Source organism: Sphingobacterium puteale (genome assembly GCF_003627955.1).
In the GTDB taxonomy this organism is placed as follows: Bacteria; Bacteroidota; Bacteroidia; order Sphingobacteriales; family Sphingobacteriaceae; genus Sphingobacterium; species Sphingobacterium puteale.
This window is the reverse complement of the sequence record NZ_RBWS01000035.1, coordinates 1-17,140: the sequence shown is the minus strand read 5'-3', so window position 1 is coordinate 17,140 and position 17,140 is coordinate 1. Positions and strand designations below refer to the sequence as shown.

The 17,140-nt window shown below is 37.7% G+C and carries 19 protein-coding genes; 13 read left to right on the top strand and 6 right to left on the bottom strand.

The features are described 5' to 3' along the window. Positions 1-261 precede the first annotated feature (261 nt). Positions 262-1,293, bottom strand: coding sequence for a ligand-binding sensor domain-containing protein (locus D7322_RS27780; RefSeq protein ID WP_121127422.1), 1,032 nt, complete (start codon positions 1,291-1,293; stop codon positions 262-264). Positions 1,294-1,393: 100 nt separating this feature from the next. On the opposite strand from D7322_RS27780, the gene D7322_RS27775 reads away from it, so the two are divergent. The 3 genes from D7322_RS27775 (at position 1,394) to D7322_RS27765 (ending at position 3,958) form a co-directional block, all read left to right on the top strand. After that, on the top strand, positions 1,394-2,290 hold the full coding sequence (locus D7322_RS27775; protein ID WP_121127421.1) for a winged helix-turn-helix domain-containing protein: 897 nt from the start codon (positions 1,394-1,396) through the stop codon (positions 2,288-2,290). 184 nt (positions 2,291-2,474) lie between these two features. After that, the gene (locus tag D7322_RS27770; RefSeq protein WP_121127420.1) at positions 2,475-3,509 is read left to right on the top strand and encodes a TlpA disulfide reductase family protein; all 1,035 of its coding nucleotides are present in this window, start codon (positions 2,475-2,477) and stop codon (positions 3,507-3,509) included. 170 nt (positions 3,510-3,679) lie between these two features. Next, positions 3,680-3,958 carry a hypothetical protein gene (locus D7322_RS27765; RefSeq protein WP_121127419.1) on the top strand — a complete coding sequence of 93 codons (279 nt, stop codon included), beginning with the start codon at positions 3,680-3,682 and terminating at the stop codon, positions 3,956-3,958. A gap of 43 nt (positions 3,959-4,001) precedes the next feature. Here the strand turns inward: D7322_RS27765 and D7322_RS27760 are convergent, their stop codons facing one another. Then, a complete protein-coding gene (locus D7322_RS27760; protein WP_121127418.1) occupies positions 4,002-5,219 on the bottom strand; it encodes a hypothetical protein in 1,218 nt (405 codons plus the stop codon). A 369-nt stretch (positions 5,220-5,588) separates the two neighbouring features. On the opposite strand from D7322_RS27760, the gene D7322_RS27755 reads away from it, so the two are divergent. The 6 genes from D7322_RS27755 to D7322_RS27730 all read left to right on the top strand — a co-directional run bounded on the left by D7322_RS27755 (position 5,589) and on the right by D7322_RS27730 (position 9,740). Then, on the top strand, positions 5,589-6,803 hold the full coding sequence (locus tag D7322_RS27755; RefSeq protein ID WP_121127417.1) for a hypothetical protein: 1,215 nt from the start codon (positions 5,589-5,591) through the stop codon (positions 6,801-6,803). After that, positions 6,800-7,996 (top strand): hypothetical protein, encoded by a 1,197-nt coding sequence (locus D7322_RS27750; RefSeq protein WP_121127416.1) that lies wholly within the window; start codon positions 6,800-6,802, stop codon positions 7,994-7,996. The genes D7322_RS27755 and D7322_RS27750 overlap by 4 nt, the downstream gene beginning before the upstream one ends. Before the next feature lie 86 nt (positions 7,997-8,082). Then, positions 8,083-8,511, top strand: a complete 429-nt coding sequence (locus D7322_RS27745) for a hypothetical protein (RefSeq protein WP_121127415.1) — start codon at positions 8,083-8,085, stop codon at positions 8,509-8,511. A 113-nt stretch (positions 8,512-8,624) separates the two neighbouring features. Next, complete coding sequence (locus tag D7322_RS27740) at positions 8,625-8,972, top strand: hypothetical protein (RefSeq protein ID WP_183078874.1); 348 nt, start codon at positions 8,625-8,627, stop codon at positions 8,970-8,972. A gap of 4 nt (positions 8,973-8,976) precedes the next feature. Next, complete coding sequence (locus D7322_RS27735) at positions 8,977-9,342, top strand: hypothetical protein (RefSeq protein ID WP_121127413.1); 366 nt, start codon at positions 8,977-8,979, stop codon at positions 9,340-9,342. 5 nt (positions 9,343-9,347) lie between these two features. Next, positions 9,348-9,740, top strand: coding sequence for a hypothetical protein (locus D7322_RS27730; protein WP_121127412.1), 393 nt, complete (start codon positions 9,348-9,350; stop codon positions 9,738-9,740). Positions 9,741-10,172: 432 nt separating this feature from the next. Here the strand turns inward: D7322_RS27730 and D7322_RS27720 are convergent, their stop codons facing one another. Both D7322_RS27720 and D7322_RS27715 read right to left on the bottom strand, forming a co-directional pair. Beyond that, positions 10,173-11,234 carry a serine hydrolase domain-containing protein gene (locus tag D7322_RS27720; RefSeq protein WP_147430564.1) on the bottom strand — a complete coding sequence of 354 codons (1,062 nt, stop codon included), beginning with the start codon at positions 11,232-11,234 and terminating at the stop codon, positions 10,173-10,175. Between the two features lie 501 nt (positions 11,235-11,735). Beyond that, on the bottom strand, positions 11,736-12,260 hold the full coding sequence (locus D7322_RS27715; RefSeq protein WP_147430563.1) for a hypothetical protein: 525 nt from the start codon (positions 12,258-12,260) through the stop codon (positions 11,736-11,738). A gap of 169 nt (positions 12,261-12,429) precedes the next feature. Here D7322_RS27715 and D7322_RS27710 point away from each other — a divergent pair, with 169 nt between their 5' ends. From D7322_RS27710 to D7322_RS27695, 4 genes are read left to right on the top strand one after another with little or no spacing between them, the layout of a single operon-like run. After that, positions 12,430-12,768, top strand: a complete 339-nt coding sequence (locus D7322_RS27710) for a hypothetical protein (protein WP_147430562.1) — start codon at positions 12,430-12,432, stop codon at positions 12,766-12,768. A gap of 37 nt (positions 12,769-12,805) precedes the next feature. After that, positions 12,806-13,336 carry a cysteine hydrolase family protein gene (locus tag D7322_RS27705; RefSeq protein ID WP_121127407.1) on the top strand — a complete coding sequence of 177 codons (531 nt, stop codon included), beginning with the start codon at positions 12,806-12,808 and terminating at the stop codon, positions 13,334-13,336. Next, positions 13,333-13,974, top strand: a complete 642-nt coding sequence (locus D7322_RS27700) for a hypothetical protein (RefSeq protein WP_121127406.1) — start codon at positions 13,333-13,335, stop codon at positions 13,972-13,974. The genes D7322_RS27705 and D7322_RS27700 overlap by 4 nt, the downstream gene beginning before the upstream one ends. Positions 13,975-14,014: 40 nt before the next feature. Next, positions 14,015-15,247: an IS256 family transposase gene (locus tag D7322_RS27695; RefSeq protein WP_121127405.1), complete on the top strand. Its 1,233-nt coding sequence runs from the start codon at positions 14,015-14,017 to the stop codon at positions 15,245-15,247. A gap of 222 nt (positions 15,248-15,469) precedes the next feature. Here D7322_RS27695 and D7322_RS27690 read toward each other — a convergent pair whose 3' ends face one another. Together D7322_RS27690 and D7322_RS27685 are read right to left on the bottom strand one after the other, a co-directional pair. Continuing rightward, positions 15,470-16,273 (bottom strand): DUF6896 domain-containing protein, encoded by an 804-nt coding sequence (locus D7322_RS27690; protein WP_183078873.1) that lies wholly within the window; start codon positions 16,271-16,273, stop codon positions 15,470-15,472. Positions 16,274-16,391: 118 nt separating this feature from the next. Next, complete coding sequence (locus tag D7322_RS27685) at positions 16,392-17,066, bottom strand: hypothetical protein (RefSeq protein WP_220700197.1); 675 nt, start codon at positions 17,064-17,066, stop codon at positions 16,392-16,394. Positions 17,067-17,140: the final 74 nt, after the last annotated feature.

The following is a 17,140-nucleotide window of genomic DNA, read 5'->3' as shown; positions in this document are numbered from 1 at the left end:
CCATAATTCAATTCACCATATTCATGTATTAAGTTATTATTTGTCGTTCAGTATCTAATGGATGATTAAATCAAAACTAGACTACGACTAGGGAAGTCTGTGGAAGCTGCTACTAATTTAAGATTACACAAAGGTTGCATCGTATTTCCATTCATTTAAGTAAATTATTAAATAAGAAAGCAGCAATTTTTTGATTATGTTACTAGTCTTTTGTAGCTACTCTAGTAGCGAAATGATAGGAACTTATTGCCCTTCTGCCCATTATTTCGTTTTAAAGTCCGTAAACCTATTTCCATTATAACGATGCACTCCATTTAAAGTACCAAACCATATGCTGCCATCATTAGCTTCGGTTATTCCAAAAATCAGGGCTTCCCCCGATCTGATTATCTCAGGAGGCGTAGAGGGATCCGATAATGATTTAGAATTGTAACGGGAGAGAATCCAGCTTTTTGTTTGGGTGGGAGGTTGTGAGACATGTTTGAAATCCCTATTGACAACACTATCCGAACTAGTCCAGATATTCCCATTTTTATCTTCGTAGATATAGCCAACAAACTGACTTGTATAATTTCTAAATATAGTACCGTCATAGCGCCATAGTCCGTCATTTCCTCCAAGCCAGATATTCCCATTTTTATCCGCTATTATAGAGCGGACATTTTTGAAAGGTTTACCTTCATGCCTGAGGATCGTATATTTTTTGCCATCATAGACACAGGCATAATCAGCTGTCCCAAACCATAGCTTTCCTGTTTTGTCCTCTGTAATCGAGTTGACACTGTTGCTGGAAAGTCCGTCTTTTGTTGTAAAATTTTTAAAAGACTTTCCATCATAGCGGCTCACCCCAGCATCTGTGCAGAACCAAATATGACCCGCCTTATCCGCATAGATTTCAGTGACCTGGTTACCTGCAAGGCCGTCTTTTGTTGTAAAATTGTGAAAGGATTTTCCATCATAATAATACACGCCTGAACCGATCGAGGCCAACCAAAAGTTTCCTTTTTTATCTTCCAATACTCCGAAAAAACGGGCAGTACTGACTTCAGCTGTTACATTGCTGAACGATTTTCCATCGTATCGGAAAACGCCCTTCCATGAAGCAATCCAAATATTGCCCTTTCGGTCTTGCTTTACCGTACGGACGATTCCACTAGGGCCATGTGCGGCGCTTGGATAATGGGATAAAACTTTTGGATTGTTTAACCGCTGTTGCTTATGGTTATTATCGCTGCAGGAATTGATTAAAAAAGAGAGCAGCAGTAAAATAGAAATGTTTATTGCATTGTTCATATGCTATCAAAGTTGGTTGAGCGAAAATACTTTGATATCTTTATAGTTGACCGTTCAGGATTGTAAATTAAATTGTAAACTTTGTAAATAATGTCCGCTTATGCGATTTGATTTCAAAAATCTTCAAGATAGAAAACGTAGATACATTATTGGACTAACATTCCTATTCCTATCTATCTCATTGATCGGTCTAGCATTCAGTAAGGAGGGGAGGAGTAGCTTTGATGAAGCCAAAACAGAAATTCTACTCCGTAAACTTGGCCACCAGCTGCTCTTACAGTCGGCAGATAGTACATCAAGGGTACTTCCTATAGAGCGGATTACGCCAGATGAATATCGGATTAGATTTGAACAGCATATTACCTTTCAGCCTGATTCACTCTTAAATACGGCAAAAGACCTGTTGGCCGAAGATCCTTTTACACGCCATTATATTGTCAATGTTCTTAACTGCGCAACGAATGCTGTAGCCTATGGATTTGCTATCGCTGGAGAAAAAGAAGATGATATTGTACCCTGCTTAGGAAGAGAGCAGACTAGCGGATGTTATATAATAGCAATCAAATTCAAACAAGCAGAAAAGAGTACAACGAAAGGAGTGTATATATTAGGGAGTTTATCTGCATTGGCTTTTGTCTGTTTTGCTCTTTTTAGACCAAGTTCACTACAAAAAACAGCCAAAGACGATCAGCCTACAGCGGTATTCAATTTCGGTTCGGTCCAATTTGATCCCCATGAAAAGCAATTGAGGATAAATAATGAATGTATAGATCTGACTCGGACCGAAGCAAGGCTAATGCATATTTTTGCTCTATCCCCTAATGAGACAATTACTAGGAGCCAGTTGCAAAAAGAGATATGGGAAGATGAGGGGGTGATTGTGGGACGCAGTTTGGATATGTTTATTTCGAAACTCAGGAAAAAATTGGAAACAGTTCCCGATATCAACATTATTGTGGTTCGAGGCAAGGGCTATAAGCTTGAATCTAGGGTTTAATTCAAGGGGTGTTTTTGGTAGGACTTCTCTTTTCGTCCCTGTTGAAATGCTTAGGTCCAAAAGCGGTTTTTAATAGTTTTCTGGAAATATATTATGCTAGAAAAATCATTAAAAATTTTCTATTTTCGCTTTTGGAATTTAATCCGAAATCTAAGTTAAACTATACCCCTGAACATATAAATTTATGAGATTAGCATTTCTCACTTTAGCCTTGCTATTAAGCGGACAATTGTCTTATGGACAACAAAATTATTTTACTATTGAAGGAAAGCTGGCCAAGGAGACGGCCTATAAATATATTTATCTCAACTATCAAAGTACGGAAGGTTTTAAACAGGATTCATCCCTTATTAAAAATGGAGCTTTCTATTTTAAAGGTATTCCAGTATATGGAACTCACGCCTATATTCAGCTAAAAGAAAACGGCGCAGCGGATCCTGATAATGGAAATCAGTTCGATTTTTCGATTGAGCCAGTAAATTTTAAGATTTTTGTGGATGAAAATCTGAATGAATCACGTATAGAAGGCTCTCCGATCGACAAAGATTTTCAAAAACTTAAACGGATATTAGAGCCAGCCTATTTAGCATGGGAAAAATGGTATGAAAGATATGATCAATTCAAAGCTTCTGCTAGTCAAGATAGTATTGAGCTGAATAAGTATAGTATTGAATATCAAAAACTCGAACAGGACGAAACGGATCTGGCCGTTGATTACATTATTAACCATCCTGGAAGCCTCCCAAGTTTAAATACGCTGGAAAGATTCTCCCGTCGATTAAAATTAAGACAAATAGAAAAATTGTTTGATAGTTTGGATGATAGGATCAAACAAACATTCGATGGTAAAGAGTTTCGCAAGCAGATTGATCGTATGAACGCTGTTCAAATTGGGAAAATAGCACCTGATTTTAGTGCTAAAGATACATCCGGAAATTTTGTATCCCTAGGCAGTTTAAAAGGAAAATATCTGCTGTTGGACTTCTGGGCAAGTTGGTGCGGACCGTGTAGAGAGGAAAATCCTTATGTGGTGAAAGCCTATCAAAAATTCAAAGCTAAAAATTTTGAAATTTTAGGGATTTCTTTGGATGATGAAACTACGAAAGAAAGATGGCTTAAAGCCATTAAAGAAGATCAATTGGTATGGCAACAGGTTTCCGATCTTAAAGGCTGGCAAAGTGAGGTAGCTGAATTATATCATGTGAGAGGAATTCCCTAAAATTTTCTTTTGGATCCGAAGGGCGTGATTATAGCCACTAATCTTAGGGGAGAGGAGCTTTTAAAAAAACTGGAAGATATTCTAGGGAAATAACTGAGTAAGCTAAAAAGATTCGTGTAAAGACAATTAGTACGCAAATAAAAGCGAAGCATTTTTATAACTGCAGACCTATGATAAAGTATCTAAAAGAGCAGCGATTACCATTTTTTATTGCTCTAGCGTATGTAGGTATAGGTACTTTATCTGTATGTTCGATTTTTCCTGATGATCCGTTTTATAACGAATGGTTTGTTGTCGGTACGGTATTTACGTTTCCAGTATCGATTATAAGCTTTGTATATCGCTATGCCGAAGGAGATCTACTTTACCCAGTATTTATCATTCAGGCAATTATGTTTGTACTTACTTTTTTTATCCTGAGTCATCTATTAAAGGCAAAAAGCAAATAAAAAAGAGCGGTTGACAATGAGGATGAAAAAGCGTTGATAATCTCTATAACAACAGTGCAAGATTAAAATACATATCTCTATAACGCATAAAATCTTCATAGCTGACACCAAGCGACAACCCCTTCACAAAAAATCTACTGTTAAAATAGATAGACTTTGACAGATCGATTTTATAATTGGTCTGACCTTCAAAAAAGGAAGCCGATATTGCGGTATTGATATTAAGCTTTGTCAAGCCTTTTGATGCAGAGAGGTAGATAGCACTTACGTTACCTTCATTCCTCAGATAATCTATACCGGCGCCAACGTTAAAATTGTTTCTAAGCTGCAATCTATATACGAGTTGATGGTTTTCAAACTTTTCGTTAGCATTTCTTATATTGATCTTTCTCTTCTGATACCTATAGACTATATAATCAGTGAGATTAGCCTTATCATAAAAGATTTTACTCTTAGCTAGGGCGGTGTTCAGATGATAGAATCCATTCCTGCTGAAATTATATTGCAGCGATGCTCCCATGTTTACTTTTGTTCCTCCTATATATCCTGCATTATAACCGGTATAAAAACCATAGGGGAGTTTTGTTGAGGCGCTATAGCCTGCCCAAAAGCTGTTCGAAACATAACACATTAATGCTAATCCACCAGTATGATAACACCCTTTATGGGGTAAGTTGTTTTTGAAAGACTTGAAGGTTTCTTCTAGTTTTAGCGTATCCGATAAGTTATTCACGAAATCCGAAATTGCTCTTGCTTCTGGCAGCCCATGTTGAATGGAGGGTGTCCAATAGCTTTTTGTGCTGTAAATCCCTTTGTCTGCCTGTTCTATGATATAAGTTATACCGTCAGCCCCCTTGCTCCATCCCTTTATCTTTTCGCCTGCAGGTATATTTAGCAACTTAAGATTCAGAAAAAGTTCATAAGCGGTCTTTGCCTGATCGGGGGAAAGGGGAGCTTTATTGAATAAGGTATCTGTTCTGTGATCAGCAGATTTTTTTTGATGGTATATATAGTTCGTTACCGTACCTATAATGCGTGTACTGTCTGCAGTGATATCAACTGCCTGTCCGTGACCCCAAAATCGAAATGCCAATTCATGATTAGACTTTTTTAGATCTGACAATTCTAATTTTTTCGACAACGCTTCTTGGCGAACATCAATTGTCGTTGTATTATCCTCCATCTTTTTAGATTGCGGATATACATAGGGTAGTTCCAGTAGAAAAAATACCAATAAAATCGCTGTTCGAATTTGAATCATATCAATTTTTCGCTATACCACTATCCACCGTTGGAGCCCATAAGTCTGTCTCTTCAAAACCTGTCGAAATACGATAATATCCGGATCCTCTATTTATACTGTGTATGTCCATCATAAAAGGTTTGGCAAATAAATATAGTAAAAGTTTGATTTGTTTAAGTGATTATTGATCTTTATATAGATCAATCTTTGATAAGCCAATAGAACTATGCGAAATATGAAAAGAACACTTCGCTCTGCGGAAATAAAGCTGATTTCCCATTTGGTGTGGGATACACCAGAGGGGGGCGGTAGACTGCTGCTGGAATGATTCAAGGAGAGTATAGGGATTATATAAATCGATAATTTTTTGATTAGAAAATGTAGAAAATGAAAAGTTATATATTATTTGTTTTTATTCTTCTATTCGAGGTTCAGGCGTCGGCACAGTCTCTCTATTCCGCCAATCTGGACAGTGTCAGTCTGTTTCCAACAAAACATGGGCGCTTCGAAAACTATGCGTTTGTACTGAATGGAAATGTCATTGAACAGGATTCTTTGATCAATTATCCCGACACGAAATTGAATACTGTATTTCCTTACCCAATCCGGTTGGAAGGACGCTCGTACAGTGGAGCTGTTTATTTCCACAACAAAGAATATTATGCTCCCCCTGTTCGTTATGCCGATGATCCGGCCTATTTTTTCAATGGTAGACAGGTTAGCCCGTATCGTATTCGTTTGCTCAAAGCAGAAGCCTTCAATAAAATATCCAAGACGATACGTGACACAACAATAGACGGTAAATTATACAAAGGCTCCATTCACATAGACACTGATGAGGATGTTCTTGAGAACCGTACTCTACTGCCGGAACTCATTGAAAAATATACCCATTTGCCACTCGAAAAGGTCATTGTCCATTGGCGTGGTCTAGGTAACCGTTACACCGATGAAGACGATATTGGTACTATTATCGACGACTGTTTTCCAATCCATTCATTCAGTATAGACAAAATAGATCAGAAAATAAAACTAGGGGTTCGTGCTATAGAAGTTGATCATGTCCGTTTTGCGGAAGGTGAACGTTATGTTGTTCATATCGTCGATAATACGTATAAATGGCTTAATGCCAAGGCAAATTTAATTTTTAGTGATCTACTGGCCGTTGATACAATATCCCCCTGTTACTTGCCTGATTTTGATGAAGACGGTTATTCCATTTTTACCAGTACCGAAATTTCTGCGCAGCCTTATAAGGGTAATAAAGTCTATTTGAAAAAACTAGCTACGTCAATGGGACTATCTACAGAAAAAGCCCCTACCGCGATAAAGGATTCAATCGCAGTACAATTTGTTGTGCTCAAAAATGGAATGCTTTCAAGACTACAAAGCCTAAGCCCCGAAAGAGCCTGCCATGGAGATATACTAAAGGCGATCAAAAATAATGCTTGCATTTGGTCACCCGCAATAATGGGAGGACGTCCAGTATATGCTTGGGTGAAAATGAAAATTTTATACAGCACGGATTCTCGGGGAAATATTCGATCACTGGATCATATTGGAATTCCATATAGTATAAGAGAATTAACAATCAACCCATGAAGATAATATACCTTACCTATTACCTGTTTGTTTTTATATTTATGCTATTAGCATCTAGGACATTATCTCAACAGGTAAATACCAGTGGGCGGGATAGTTCGCTATTATTTCCCAAAAGTTATGGCGCGTTTGAAAATTATGAATTTATCTTAAATGGTGGAACCATCAGACATGAAGATTTAGTCAATTATCCCGGAGCAGTGCTGGGTAGGGCATTACCTTATTCGACTACAGCAAAAAATGGTTACCAGGGGGCTGTCTATTTCCATACTCCCTGGTATCCGCCATCACCTTCTGATCAGTATGCCGACGATCCGGCGTATTTTATCAATACGATACAGGTCAGTCCTTATACAATTCGGGCATCAAAGGCAAAATACTATAAACAGATCCGTCGATCAGCACAGGATACGCTGATAGATGGTATATCCTACAGGGGTTCTATCCATGTAGATACTGAAGAAGATTTTTTTGCTGACCGTATTGCCCTACCAGAACTTATCAGGAGATATACGGGCTTGCCTATTGAGCATGTCACCGTACATTGGCATAGTGGATATCTTAATCAGTTGAATCCCGGTGTTACCATTCATCATAATTTTTTGTTGTATTATATCGATCCCAGGGGTATCCAGCAGATTAAGGTCGATCGGGTCCGCTTTGCCGAAGGAGAACGCTATTTTGTGCATTTAGTGGACAAAGGCTATCCGTCGAGCTATTTTACAGAAAAAGGCTGGCGTTCACCGAAGCACACCTATTTGATGTTCAAGTATCCACGTGCTTTCGATCCAGCTGCACCCTGTTATTTAGCTGACTTTGATACAATAGGTACGAAAATTTACCATCGCGCGAAAGAAGAACCCCGACCTTTAGGAGGGGAGGAAGTTTATCTGAAAAAACTATCGGCCATTATGGGGCTGCCTAAAGGAAAACTAAAGGGGGCAATGCGTCTGGATTCAATCACTGTTCAATTTGTTGTCCTTGGAAATGGACAGATCACGGGGCTTGAATCCCTGGGGCCGCTACAACCTGAGCATATAGGCCTATTAAAAGCTATCAAACAACATTCGTGTGTGTGGCCTGTTGTGTGGGAAGATAGACGGGTTTTGCTCTTTCGGCGAAAAATGGTTGTTTATTACCATAGAAATAAAGCAGGAAATATGAAGTCGCTAGATCGGCTTGAATATCGATAAAAATGGAAATTAAATTTAAAATTGAAACCTTAGTCCATATTGTGACCGAGATTTTATCGAATACAAACAATTAAAGCGGTAAGTAAATGGCTGGCGAAAGAATAAAGAGAAAGATTAGTTTACCACAATCTGAATTATTTAAAGATATTGTAGCTATAGATTTGGATGGTATTTATCTTGATCTACATAATGACTATGACTGCATTAGATTGGTATACAAGGCAGCATATAACGAATTTCGTCTTACGTTTAAACGAATCAATCTGGCAACTGACGCTAACTATGGTCTAGTTGATCTCGTATTTATTGATGCTGTCATGGAGACATGCTTATTTGTTCTTGACGAGGATGTTTCCAATGAATTTAAGACTATTGACCTATTGTATCGAGGTCGGTTTGAAAATGAAACTGCGCTATCTGAGTTTGATGGCTTTGGGCGATCGTTGTACTATATAGGTTTTTATAGCGGGATTGAATTAAAGGTATTTGCAACCTCGTTAATCGTTGAGTTGTAGAATGATCATGTTGCTAACACTTCTATTTTAAATTTGGCTTGAATTGATAATTTGTTGAAATTAGGCGAACAATAATCCTCATTTTTTTGATAGTTAAATTGACGATGATCATTATGCGAAAAATGCAGTTCAAATTATTTTTTACTCATCGAGTAGAGGATATTTTCAATGACAATATCGATATTCATATTATACTGAGTAATGACGATGTATATGTTGCTACTTTGTTTACGTTAAACAATATTGGAATGTTAATGCGACGTGACGAGGCTTCCTATTTCTGGGCTTCCGATATGATTATTGTGCCGGATTTATCTCATTTGACGATCCGTAAAGCTATTCAGGAGGCATTGGATGACGGGTATTTTGAAAAAGCCTGCTCAAAAATAGGTACAGTTAAAACAGTGTTTGATTATGAAGGATGGCAATCCTATAACCAAGTTGATAAAACTTCTATATAACTGAATGATATTAAAGCAAGACATAATCATAGCACTTAGCAAAAAATTGTCTCTGCCTTACACAGGGACAGAGCAGGACTGGGATATCGAAATGGCAGACTCCTCGCGGATAAATGAATTTATTGATTTGTATCATCAATATGATTTAGCATTTGAGGAAAGGATGGCATTAATGTCTCTGATTGTTGCGTCCTATGACGATTATCTAAATGAGTATGACCTATCTGTAGATTATAGATGGGATAGAATTAGAGCGATGTTATCAAAGGATAAAAGATATTTTGTCGAACTAATAGATTATTGGTCATTGGATCATGAACACGATGAAGATCACATTTTTAAAATAACACCTCTTATGAGAACTATCTAATTAATATGGATGGCATTAAATTAAATGAAGAGTTTGGGGATTTATTCGCTTACAATCTAAGTGTGAATTTTCAAAACAAGATTACAGAAATATATTATGGCGAGTATATCACAGAAAGCACAGCGCCAATTAAGAAGATGATCTTTGAAAATGTCGTCTGGCAGGAGTTTTCGGAGTTCGATTTTGTCAATATCTTTAATGTAATAGAAGTCGGAAATAGCTTTGAAGTGTTTTTCAATAGCAATTTAAGCTATTTTAATCGCATGCAAAATTATATTGCTGAGGATAATATGGAGGCAATGAAATTGCCTAACCTGTTCTATTACACATTTCGTCAAACTTGTGGTTTTAACTGCTTTGTCATTACAAATACAGCAATAAGAGTAGAATATTTATGATCTCATGCATTATATGAACCTTTTTGAAATTGTATTGAAGCAGGGATTCAAATATAAAAGAGCACTAAATGCTTATTTCTTCTTCTTATGATAGTGACTTTTCGGTATCTCCCCTCTGCCGCTTATATACACCATCTTTCCCAATTATTTATTAGATCTCTCCAACCTATCCTGGTCTAGACTATGGTGACAGCGTAATTACAGTACGAGATGTCAATTTGATTAATACTTTTGTTGGCAATGCGAATGTCCAGTATTTTGGTGCAAAAGGTATAGAGACGGGTGGACAACCGCCGGATTCCGATGATTATTCCTATATACAAAATGCCTTAAACTATTGTGCAGGCAAGGGAAAATACATTAGCCCTCTGGGGCTAAAATGCTATACTTCAAAAATACTTCTATACCACATGATAACACAGAAGAGGGCAATTACTTAAGAATTTTCCCCTCAATTCCTAAAGCCAATTCACCTAGATTAGCAACATTCGTATTGCTCAGAATAATAATGGTAATAGGCCGATTCAAAAATTTCATCCATACAGCATTAATGCCCATTATCTGTCCATATCGTTCCATTCTTCTGTCATTTCCCTGACCGTTCACCCATACGCCAAAGCCATAATTATCGAGGCCGGGCGTAAGCATTAAATCAAGGCTTTTTTTCCTTATTAATTTTAACCCAAACAATGCATTCGAGAATTTCAGTAGATCTTCGGGTGAAGAATACATGGCACCTGCGGCATACCAGTTTTCTATAAACATGGGAATGTTATTGATGAAAACTGTGGAGTTATTGTCCCTAAAATAAGTACTCGCTAGATTTTTGATAATATCTTTTTCCTGCGCCAGACCCGAACAGCGCGTTCCCAGCGGTTTTAAAATCTTTTCAGAGAGCACTTCTTCGTAAGTTTTACCATAGATTTTTTCAATGATCTTGCCCAAAATAATATAATCTGCATTATTGTAATTAAATTTAGTTCCGGGCTCATTCACAAGCGGTTTATCCCAAAAACTTTTTAACATCTGATCCGAATTGCGTGGTGTCTGAAATATACCCAGACCGTATTTCATCGCGTTTTCTACACTTGAAACTGTATCAATGAGCACAATTCCCGAGCTGTGGTTAAGTAGTTGATTTGTTGTGACTTTTTGGCTCACTTGATCTGGATATTCAGGTAAATAAGTTTTGAAAGGCTTATTTAAATCTAGCTTTCCTTGCTCTACAAGTTGAAGGATCAAAACTGCTGTAAAAGCCTTGGTGATCGATGCAATATTATAAATAGTTTCCTTGTTTATCGGGAGATTAAATCTGCGATCCGCTATACCAAAGCTTTCGTGGTAGATTATAGCAGTATCCTGCTGGATCAATATGGTTCCGTCAAAGCTATTCTTTGTAGCATAAGATTGGATAAAGGATTTTAGGGAAGCCTCTTGTGCGATTAAGCTGTGATGGAGTACTACAGTTAGGAAAATAATGATTAGATATTTCATTTTGGTTTTTAGGATTGTTGGATATGAATATTCATTCTTATTTGGACTGGTATTGCAGGATAAATGACAATAGGCTTGCCATATTTTCAATTGGTTTTTAATGAGGTTCTTATGTGTTTTGATGATGTCCACTATCGGACAATTGGTGTTGGATAATGAACATTTACTATCTTTATCTATGAAATTATTTTGATATTAGTTCGCCATGAGAGCCTTACTGATTATAGATATGCAACTGGGCATTTTTAGGCCCTATACACTACGATATGACGCCAAAGGTGTCATTGATCGGATAAGCAAATGTTAATGGAGTAGTCCAGTTTTTTTAAAGTTTTTCTTTTCTTGCATCCTTTATTGCCTGCTTGCTTTATTGCTTGTTAGCTTTATCGGCGGCTTAATTGCTATTTTGCTAATTTGTTGATATATTGGAGATTTTGATACCACTGATCATCCAGATTCGAGAACGGATGACCAGTCGATAGGGAAGATTATTTGATCGTACTAAGCTTGCCAAGTACTCTCATATTTAACCACCTTCCATTTGCCTTTTGTTCTTTCAAGAATAAAATACCATCCTTCGCCGCACCATCCACCACATATATGATCCAGGGATACAAATGCTTTTTGGCGGTCATGCGTCAGGATCGGTAAGTGGAAAACCATCTTTGTGAAAAAACGTTCTTCAGCGATCAATTTATTGCTGTCTTTGACCCTAAATTTATGGGTTATTGCCGGAGGAATATAGACTGTATCTCTGTCTCTTGTCTGATTTAGGAAACTAATAGAGTCCTGCTGGCTACTGCCGAGACGATGAAATAATTTCCTGATTCCTATTCCATCTCCCGGAGGATGATCCCCCTTATACGCAGTGCATATGGAATCTTTGGTAAATATGGATTCGATATACGTCTTAGGTTCTTCAGACTTGATCGTTCCAATGATATAAGAGTTATATGTAAGTATCGCTTCTAGTATTTCCTCATAGTCTTTTTCAACTTTAGAATAATCAAAGAGTTTTTCTGGCATTCTTGCCTTAGGTGCTTTTTTAGTGGTGCTTTGACAAGCTATAACAAGAAATAAAAAAGGTATTAAGAAGTAAACTTTCATAAAATAACACGAATGATTTAAAAGATGATGTCAAAAAGTTTTCTTTTCCATAATGCAATTTACTAAATTCATGTATTACGTTATTTTTATGGCAGAGTATTTAATGGACGAACAAATCAGAGCCAGATTGAGATTAGGAAAATCAGTGGAGCAATGGTTGGGTGTTGTTCAGGAAGCAGATTATACCATACTCAGATGGTTGAGCATTGATAAGGAAAGCGACGAAAGCTATTCTGTGGTTTATTTCGAATCATTTGATGAGGGGAATAAAGACTTCTTGGACATCTATGCGTTTTCGTTGGTTGATCCAGATGAGCCATTTGGTGTGATACATACTTTTTCTTCAGTTGCTGATGCGTTAGAATTTGCAGAGGCGACCTACAAAGCGTCTCCTCATAAATATACCGCTGCAGGAATGATTCAGTAAGAGTATAGATATTATATTAATCGATAATTTTGCGTTAATGAGAGCCTTACTAATAATAGATATGCAATTGGGGAGTTTTAGACCCTATGAGCTGCGGTATGATACCTTTGCTGTTATTGATCGGATAAACAGACTTTCTGAGGCGTTTAGAAAGAACGGAGATTTGGTTATTTTTATACAGCATGATGGGACAAAGGAAAACTGTTTTCTGCCCGGGACAAAAGATTGGTCGTTGTTACCAGAGCTGATCAGAGGGCCCGCAGATATATTTGTCTCTAAAACAGCAAATGATTCGTTTTATCAAACAGAACTTCAGACGTTATTGACCAGTAGCGGAGTGACGGAATTGATCTTGACCGGATGTGCCACAGATTTTTGTGTGGATGCTACCATAAAATCGGCCTTGACTAAGGACTATTCTATTACTGTAGCTGCCGATGGACATACCACAGCTGACAGGCCCATGATCCCTGCCCGGCAGGTGATTGAGTATTTTAATTGGCTATGGTCAGAAATGACGTCCACAGGGGGGACGGTTAGAGTTGAAACTTGTGATGTAATTTTATGACAAGACAGCAAAACGACTTAAGATCAGACATCAAAATCGGAAAGCAGATTTTTGAAAATATTCCAAATGAGGTTAGACCAGGTTGGTCAGGATTTATTTTATCGCATTTTGACAGCTATATTAACCAAATCCCCTTGTCGATTCTGGAGTTATATCAAATCATCGATAACAAAGACCGATGGAAAGAGGCGCACCAACAATTTAGCGAAATCAGAGTATTTGGCCTAGAAAACAAAAATTATACTCCAGAAAACTATTTAAGGCTAGCCGAAATTGTTGCCAAGGTAACTTATAATGCTTCTGGAGAACCTGCTCCATTTGACAAAGACAGTGGGCATTATATCGCGAGCTTGGCCTTAGCTATCACGGCATATTTTGGAGATCATAGACTTGAACAAGAAGTGAAATCTGCAATTCTTTTATTTATTCGCAACAAAAAACTTAGGAGAAATTTAAAAACAGCTGGAGACTTTTTTCTTTATAAAAAGATTAATGACATCCTTTGGTTTGATTGGGATCCCATTGGTTTTAATGATCTTGCGCCAAGCGATGAATATCAACGTTATGTTCCAGAAATTTTTACTTTGGTAAGAGCAAAAGCAGATCGATTGGAAATAGCCAAAGAGGGTGTAAACTGAACTGTGTCAAATAAAGAATTTCTATATTTAGACACAGAATATGAGTAAAGACAATTTTGACTTCGAAAGCTTCAAAGAGGAAGCAATGAAAGGCCTTTATGATGGCAAGAAAATGGGCGGTACAGACGGAGTTTTTGCTCCGATGCTGAAACACCTTCTGGAAAGCATGTTGGAGGGAGAGCTGGACCACCACCTACAGGAGAATAGAGCTTCCGGAGAGATCAACCGTAAAAATGGGAAGACGAAAAAAACGGTCAGGAGCCTTCAATCAGGACATTTTGAACTGGAGCGCGGCCGGGACCGAAACGGTACATTCGAGCCAAAAATAGTTCCTAAACGACAGTTGATTATCACTGACGAACTGGAAGGCAACGTTATAGCGATGTATGCCAGGGGCATGAGTACGCGGGATATCTCGGGTTATGTTAAGGAGATGTACGCCATGGATATATCTGCTACTGAGATCTCCAATATTACCGACAAGGTTATCCCTGCCCTGAACGAATGGCGAAACCGTCCGCTTGAATCGGTATATCCCTTTGTTTTTCTGGATTGTATGCATTATAAAGTTAAAGACAATGGCAGTGTCCAGACCCGTGCGGTGTACAATATACTTGGGGTAAACAGGGATGGTCGTAAAGACCTGATCGGCATTTATCTTTCGGAAAATGAAGGGGCCAAGTTCTGGCTTTCGGTACTGACCGATCTGAAGCAGCGCGGCGTAGAAGATATTCTGGTTGCGTGCGTCGACGGATTAAAGGGTTTTCCCGATGCTATCGAAGCTGTTTATCCGAAAACCCAGGTACAGCTTTGCATAGTTCACCAGATACGCTCAAGTCTGCGGTATGTTCCGGAAAAAGATAAAAAAGCCGTTGTTGCAGATTTAAAGCCTATCTATCAAGCAAATAGTCAGGATCAGGGTTACGAAAAACTAATGGAGTTTGATGAGAAATGGGGCAAGAAATATCCCTTATCTGTAAAAGGATGGCTGGATAATTGGGGGAACCTCTCTACTTACTTTGAGTATTCGCCCGATATCCGCAGAGCTATCTATACGACAAATGCCATCGAGGCGATGCACCGGCAGGTCAGAAAAATTACAAAAACCAAGGGAGCATTTACATCCGATCAGGCTCTATTAAAGCTAGTTTACCTGACCATCAAGGATATATCAAAAAAATGGACCATGCCTATTCGGAATTGGGGATTGACAATGCAACAATTACATATTAAATTTGGGGACAGGATTAAAGCCTTCGGCAACTCCTTTTAGGGTTCGCTCTCGAGGCTTTCAGCCTCCGAGAACGAACCCTAAAAGGAGTGATGTGACACAGTTCAATTTACACTACCTAGCCAAAAGACTTCACAAACTTCAAAATGAGCTTATGGGTATACCTACCACCATTAACAATAGTCTGATTATATCCGATAAAATTTTAAATATAGAAAGGTAAAATAGTATAGTAGGATACCCTATTGATTGATCAAAGAAGTGTTATTTTTTCAAGCTGAGAAATTTCCAGAGATTGAATTTGGATTTTTTCTCAATTTCCTCAATGTGGTTTACGAATATTTTTTCTAAATCTAAGTTGGACTTAATTTCAACTTTTTCTCTATCTGTGACAACGGTTCCATCGTGACCACCGATATTCGAATGGATCTTTTCAAATTTTCCCAGTGAGACCATTTTTTCTATTATTCTTAACCCGTCAGCATATTCTTCGAAGAGGGGAATTGGTGGGTGATAGTCTGGTGAAGATAGGACAAACTTCACAAAAAAATACGGATCTAAATCCCCAAACTCAAGCCCGAAAACAAGAGGAACCTCAATATATTGCCTGGTTATTATATTTTGAAAACCACAATGAAAACCATGGACAAAATATTTCCATTCTGCAACTTTTCCGATCTGTCGTTCGTCCCTTTTTAACTCATTAAAAGTATCCAGTGGAAAATCCTTGTTTAAATTTAAATCAAGTTTGTCAACCAGCATAAACACTAATTGTTGGCCTAGTTGCCTGTAATCTTTTGCACATTGCTCAAAAAAGGTTTGATGATCTTCAATTTCTTTATCCGTAATGAGTTTTACAATGTTTAGTTCAGGGTCGATCTTATGGATCAAGACTTGAAAACCAGAAAGAGCATCATCAAGATATTGGCCAATTTGTTCGCGCTGCTTGTCAATCTTTCCTTTAAAAACAAGTTTTAGGACTCTTTCTCTTGAAATAGATTTGATATCATCTACTGATGGGAGTTGGTCAATTGACTTAATAATAATTATATCTGTTGTTCTGTCCACAAAGCTAATTTAAAGAAAGTTTTGTGCAACTAGTGGCCATGCAGGGAGAATAGCCTTATTTTAAATTTCGTCTGTTATTCAGTAATTGCGTTGAAAATATTGTACCCTCCTTTGGGATTTAGCTGAGTTTTGCCTCTCTTGTTAGTTTACTTTTGTCTATCCCTAAATCATTACTGAATAAATCAACCAGTATTTTTTCAATTTCGCTTTTATTAAAAGTGCTCGGGTTGCGCCTAGATTTGAAATAACTTTCACTTGTCATTTTTTTTGCTAATTGTCCAACTGTTTGCAGGTTGAGGATGTTGCTGAATTTTTTTGCAAACCAAAGTCCGGCATTTGAAAAAGCAAGTCCTGCAAGTCCGATCTGCCAATTAAAGAATAGTGCAGCGCAAGATGTAACTAGTAAAATCCCAAATGTCACGGATGCCCAGTAGGGTGGGCGTAAGATATGAAGTTTAAAACCCAGATGCACTTCCAATTTTTTTACCAGAGAACATCTGCTTTGTTTTGGCAGAAGGCCAACGAGGGCAGAGCTGGTTGTGATTGTTTTGTGGTCTATTTGAAACGTTGATGCCATTGCTTCACGAAGCTTATAAAAAGCCTGTTGGCTTGTGCAGTCGTTCGAATGCGCTAGTTGAATTTTATTGACGATTTGATCACATAGTTCACCAAAAGTGATAATGTGCATCAGTTCGGTGCTCTCAAACTTCATGTCAAATGACCTTTCAACTTTAACGAGTAAATCGCTAATGTCGTCTGGATCTACATTCTCTAGTTCGTCGTCTGCCATCATATTACTATTAACAGTTGGTTACAAAATACGAATATGCTGTAAAAATAGCATTTAGTATTATTTTTTTAATTTTT

Excerpts from the sequence above, each read along its gene's own strand:
- D7322_RS27755 (WP_121127417.1), top strand. The coding sequence starts at position 5,589 with ATGAAAAGTTATATATTATTTGTTTTTATTCTTCTATTCGAGGTTCAG.
- D7322_RS27780 (WP_121127422.1), bottom strand. The coding sequence starts at position 1,293 with ATGAACAATGCAATAAACATTTCTATTTTACTGCTGCTCTCTTTTTTA.
- D7322_RS27740 (WP_183078874.1), top strand. The coding sequence starts at position 8,625 with ATGCGAAAAATGCAGTTCAAATTATTTTTTACTCATCGAGTAGAGGAT.
- D7322_RS27705 (WP_121127407.1), top strand. The coding sequence starts at position 12,806 with ATGAGAGCCTTACTAATAATAGATATGCAATTGGGGAGTTTTAGACCC.
- D7322_RS27735 (WP_121127413.1), top strand. The coding sequence starts at position 8,977 with ATGATATTAAAGCAAGACATAATCATAGCACTTAGCAAAAAATTGTCT.
- D7322_RS27710 (WP_147430562.1), top strand. The coding sequence starts at position 12,430 with ATGGCAGAGTATTTAATGGACGAACAAATCAGAGCCAGATTGAGATTA.
- D7322_RS27770 (WP_121127420.1), top strand. The coding sequence starts at position 2,475 with ATGAGATTAGCATTTCTCACTTTAGCCTTGCTATTAAGCGGACAATTG.
- D7322_RS27775 (WP_121127421.1), top strand. The coding sequence starts at position 1,394 with ATGCGATTTGATTTCAAAAATCTTCAAGATAGAAAACGTAGATACATT.
- D7322_RS27730 (WP_121127412.1), top strand. The coding sequence starts at position 9,348 with ATGGATGGCATTAAATTAAATGAAGAGTTTGGGGATTTATTCGCTTAC.
- D7322_RS27760 (WP_121127418.1), bottom strand. The coding sequence starts at position 5,219 with ATGATTCAAATTCGAACAGCGATTTTATTGGTATTTTTTCTACTGGAA.
- D7322_RS27765 (WP_121127419.1), top strand. The coding sequence starts at position 3,680 with ATGATAAAGTATCTAAAAGAGCAGCGATTACCATTTTTTATTGCTCTA.
- D7322_RS27745 (WP_121127415.1), top strand. The coding sequence starts at position 8,083 with ATGGCTGGCGAAAGAATAAAGAGAAAGATTAGTTTACCACAATCTGAA.
- D7322_RS27750 (WP_121127416.1), top strand. The coding sequence starts at position 6,800 with ATGAAGATAATATACCTTACCTATTACCTGTTTGTTTTTATATTTATG.
- D7322_RS27695 (WP_121127405.1), top strand. The coding sequence starts at position 14,015 with ATGAGTAAAGACAATTTTGACTTCGAAAGCTTCAAAGAGGAAGCAATG.
- D7322_RS27700 (WP_121127406.1), top strand. The coding sequence starts at position 13,333 with ATGACAAGACAGCAAAACGACTTAAGATCAGACATCAAAATCGGAAAG.
- D7322_RS27715 (WP_147430563.1), bottom strand. The coding sequence starts at position 12,260 with ATGCCAGAAAAACTCTTTGATTATTCTAAAGTTGAAAAAGACTATGAG.
- D7322_RS27685 (WP_220700197.1), bottom strand. The coding sequence starts at position 17,066 with ATGATGGCAGACGACGAACTAGAGAATGTAGATCCAGACGACATTAGC.
- D7322_RS27720 (WP_147430564.1), bottom strand. The coding sequence starts at position 11,234 with ATGAAATATCTAATCATTATTTTCCTAACTGTAGTACTCCATCACAGC.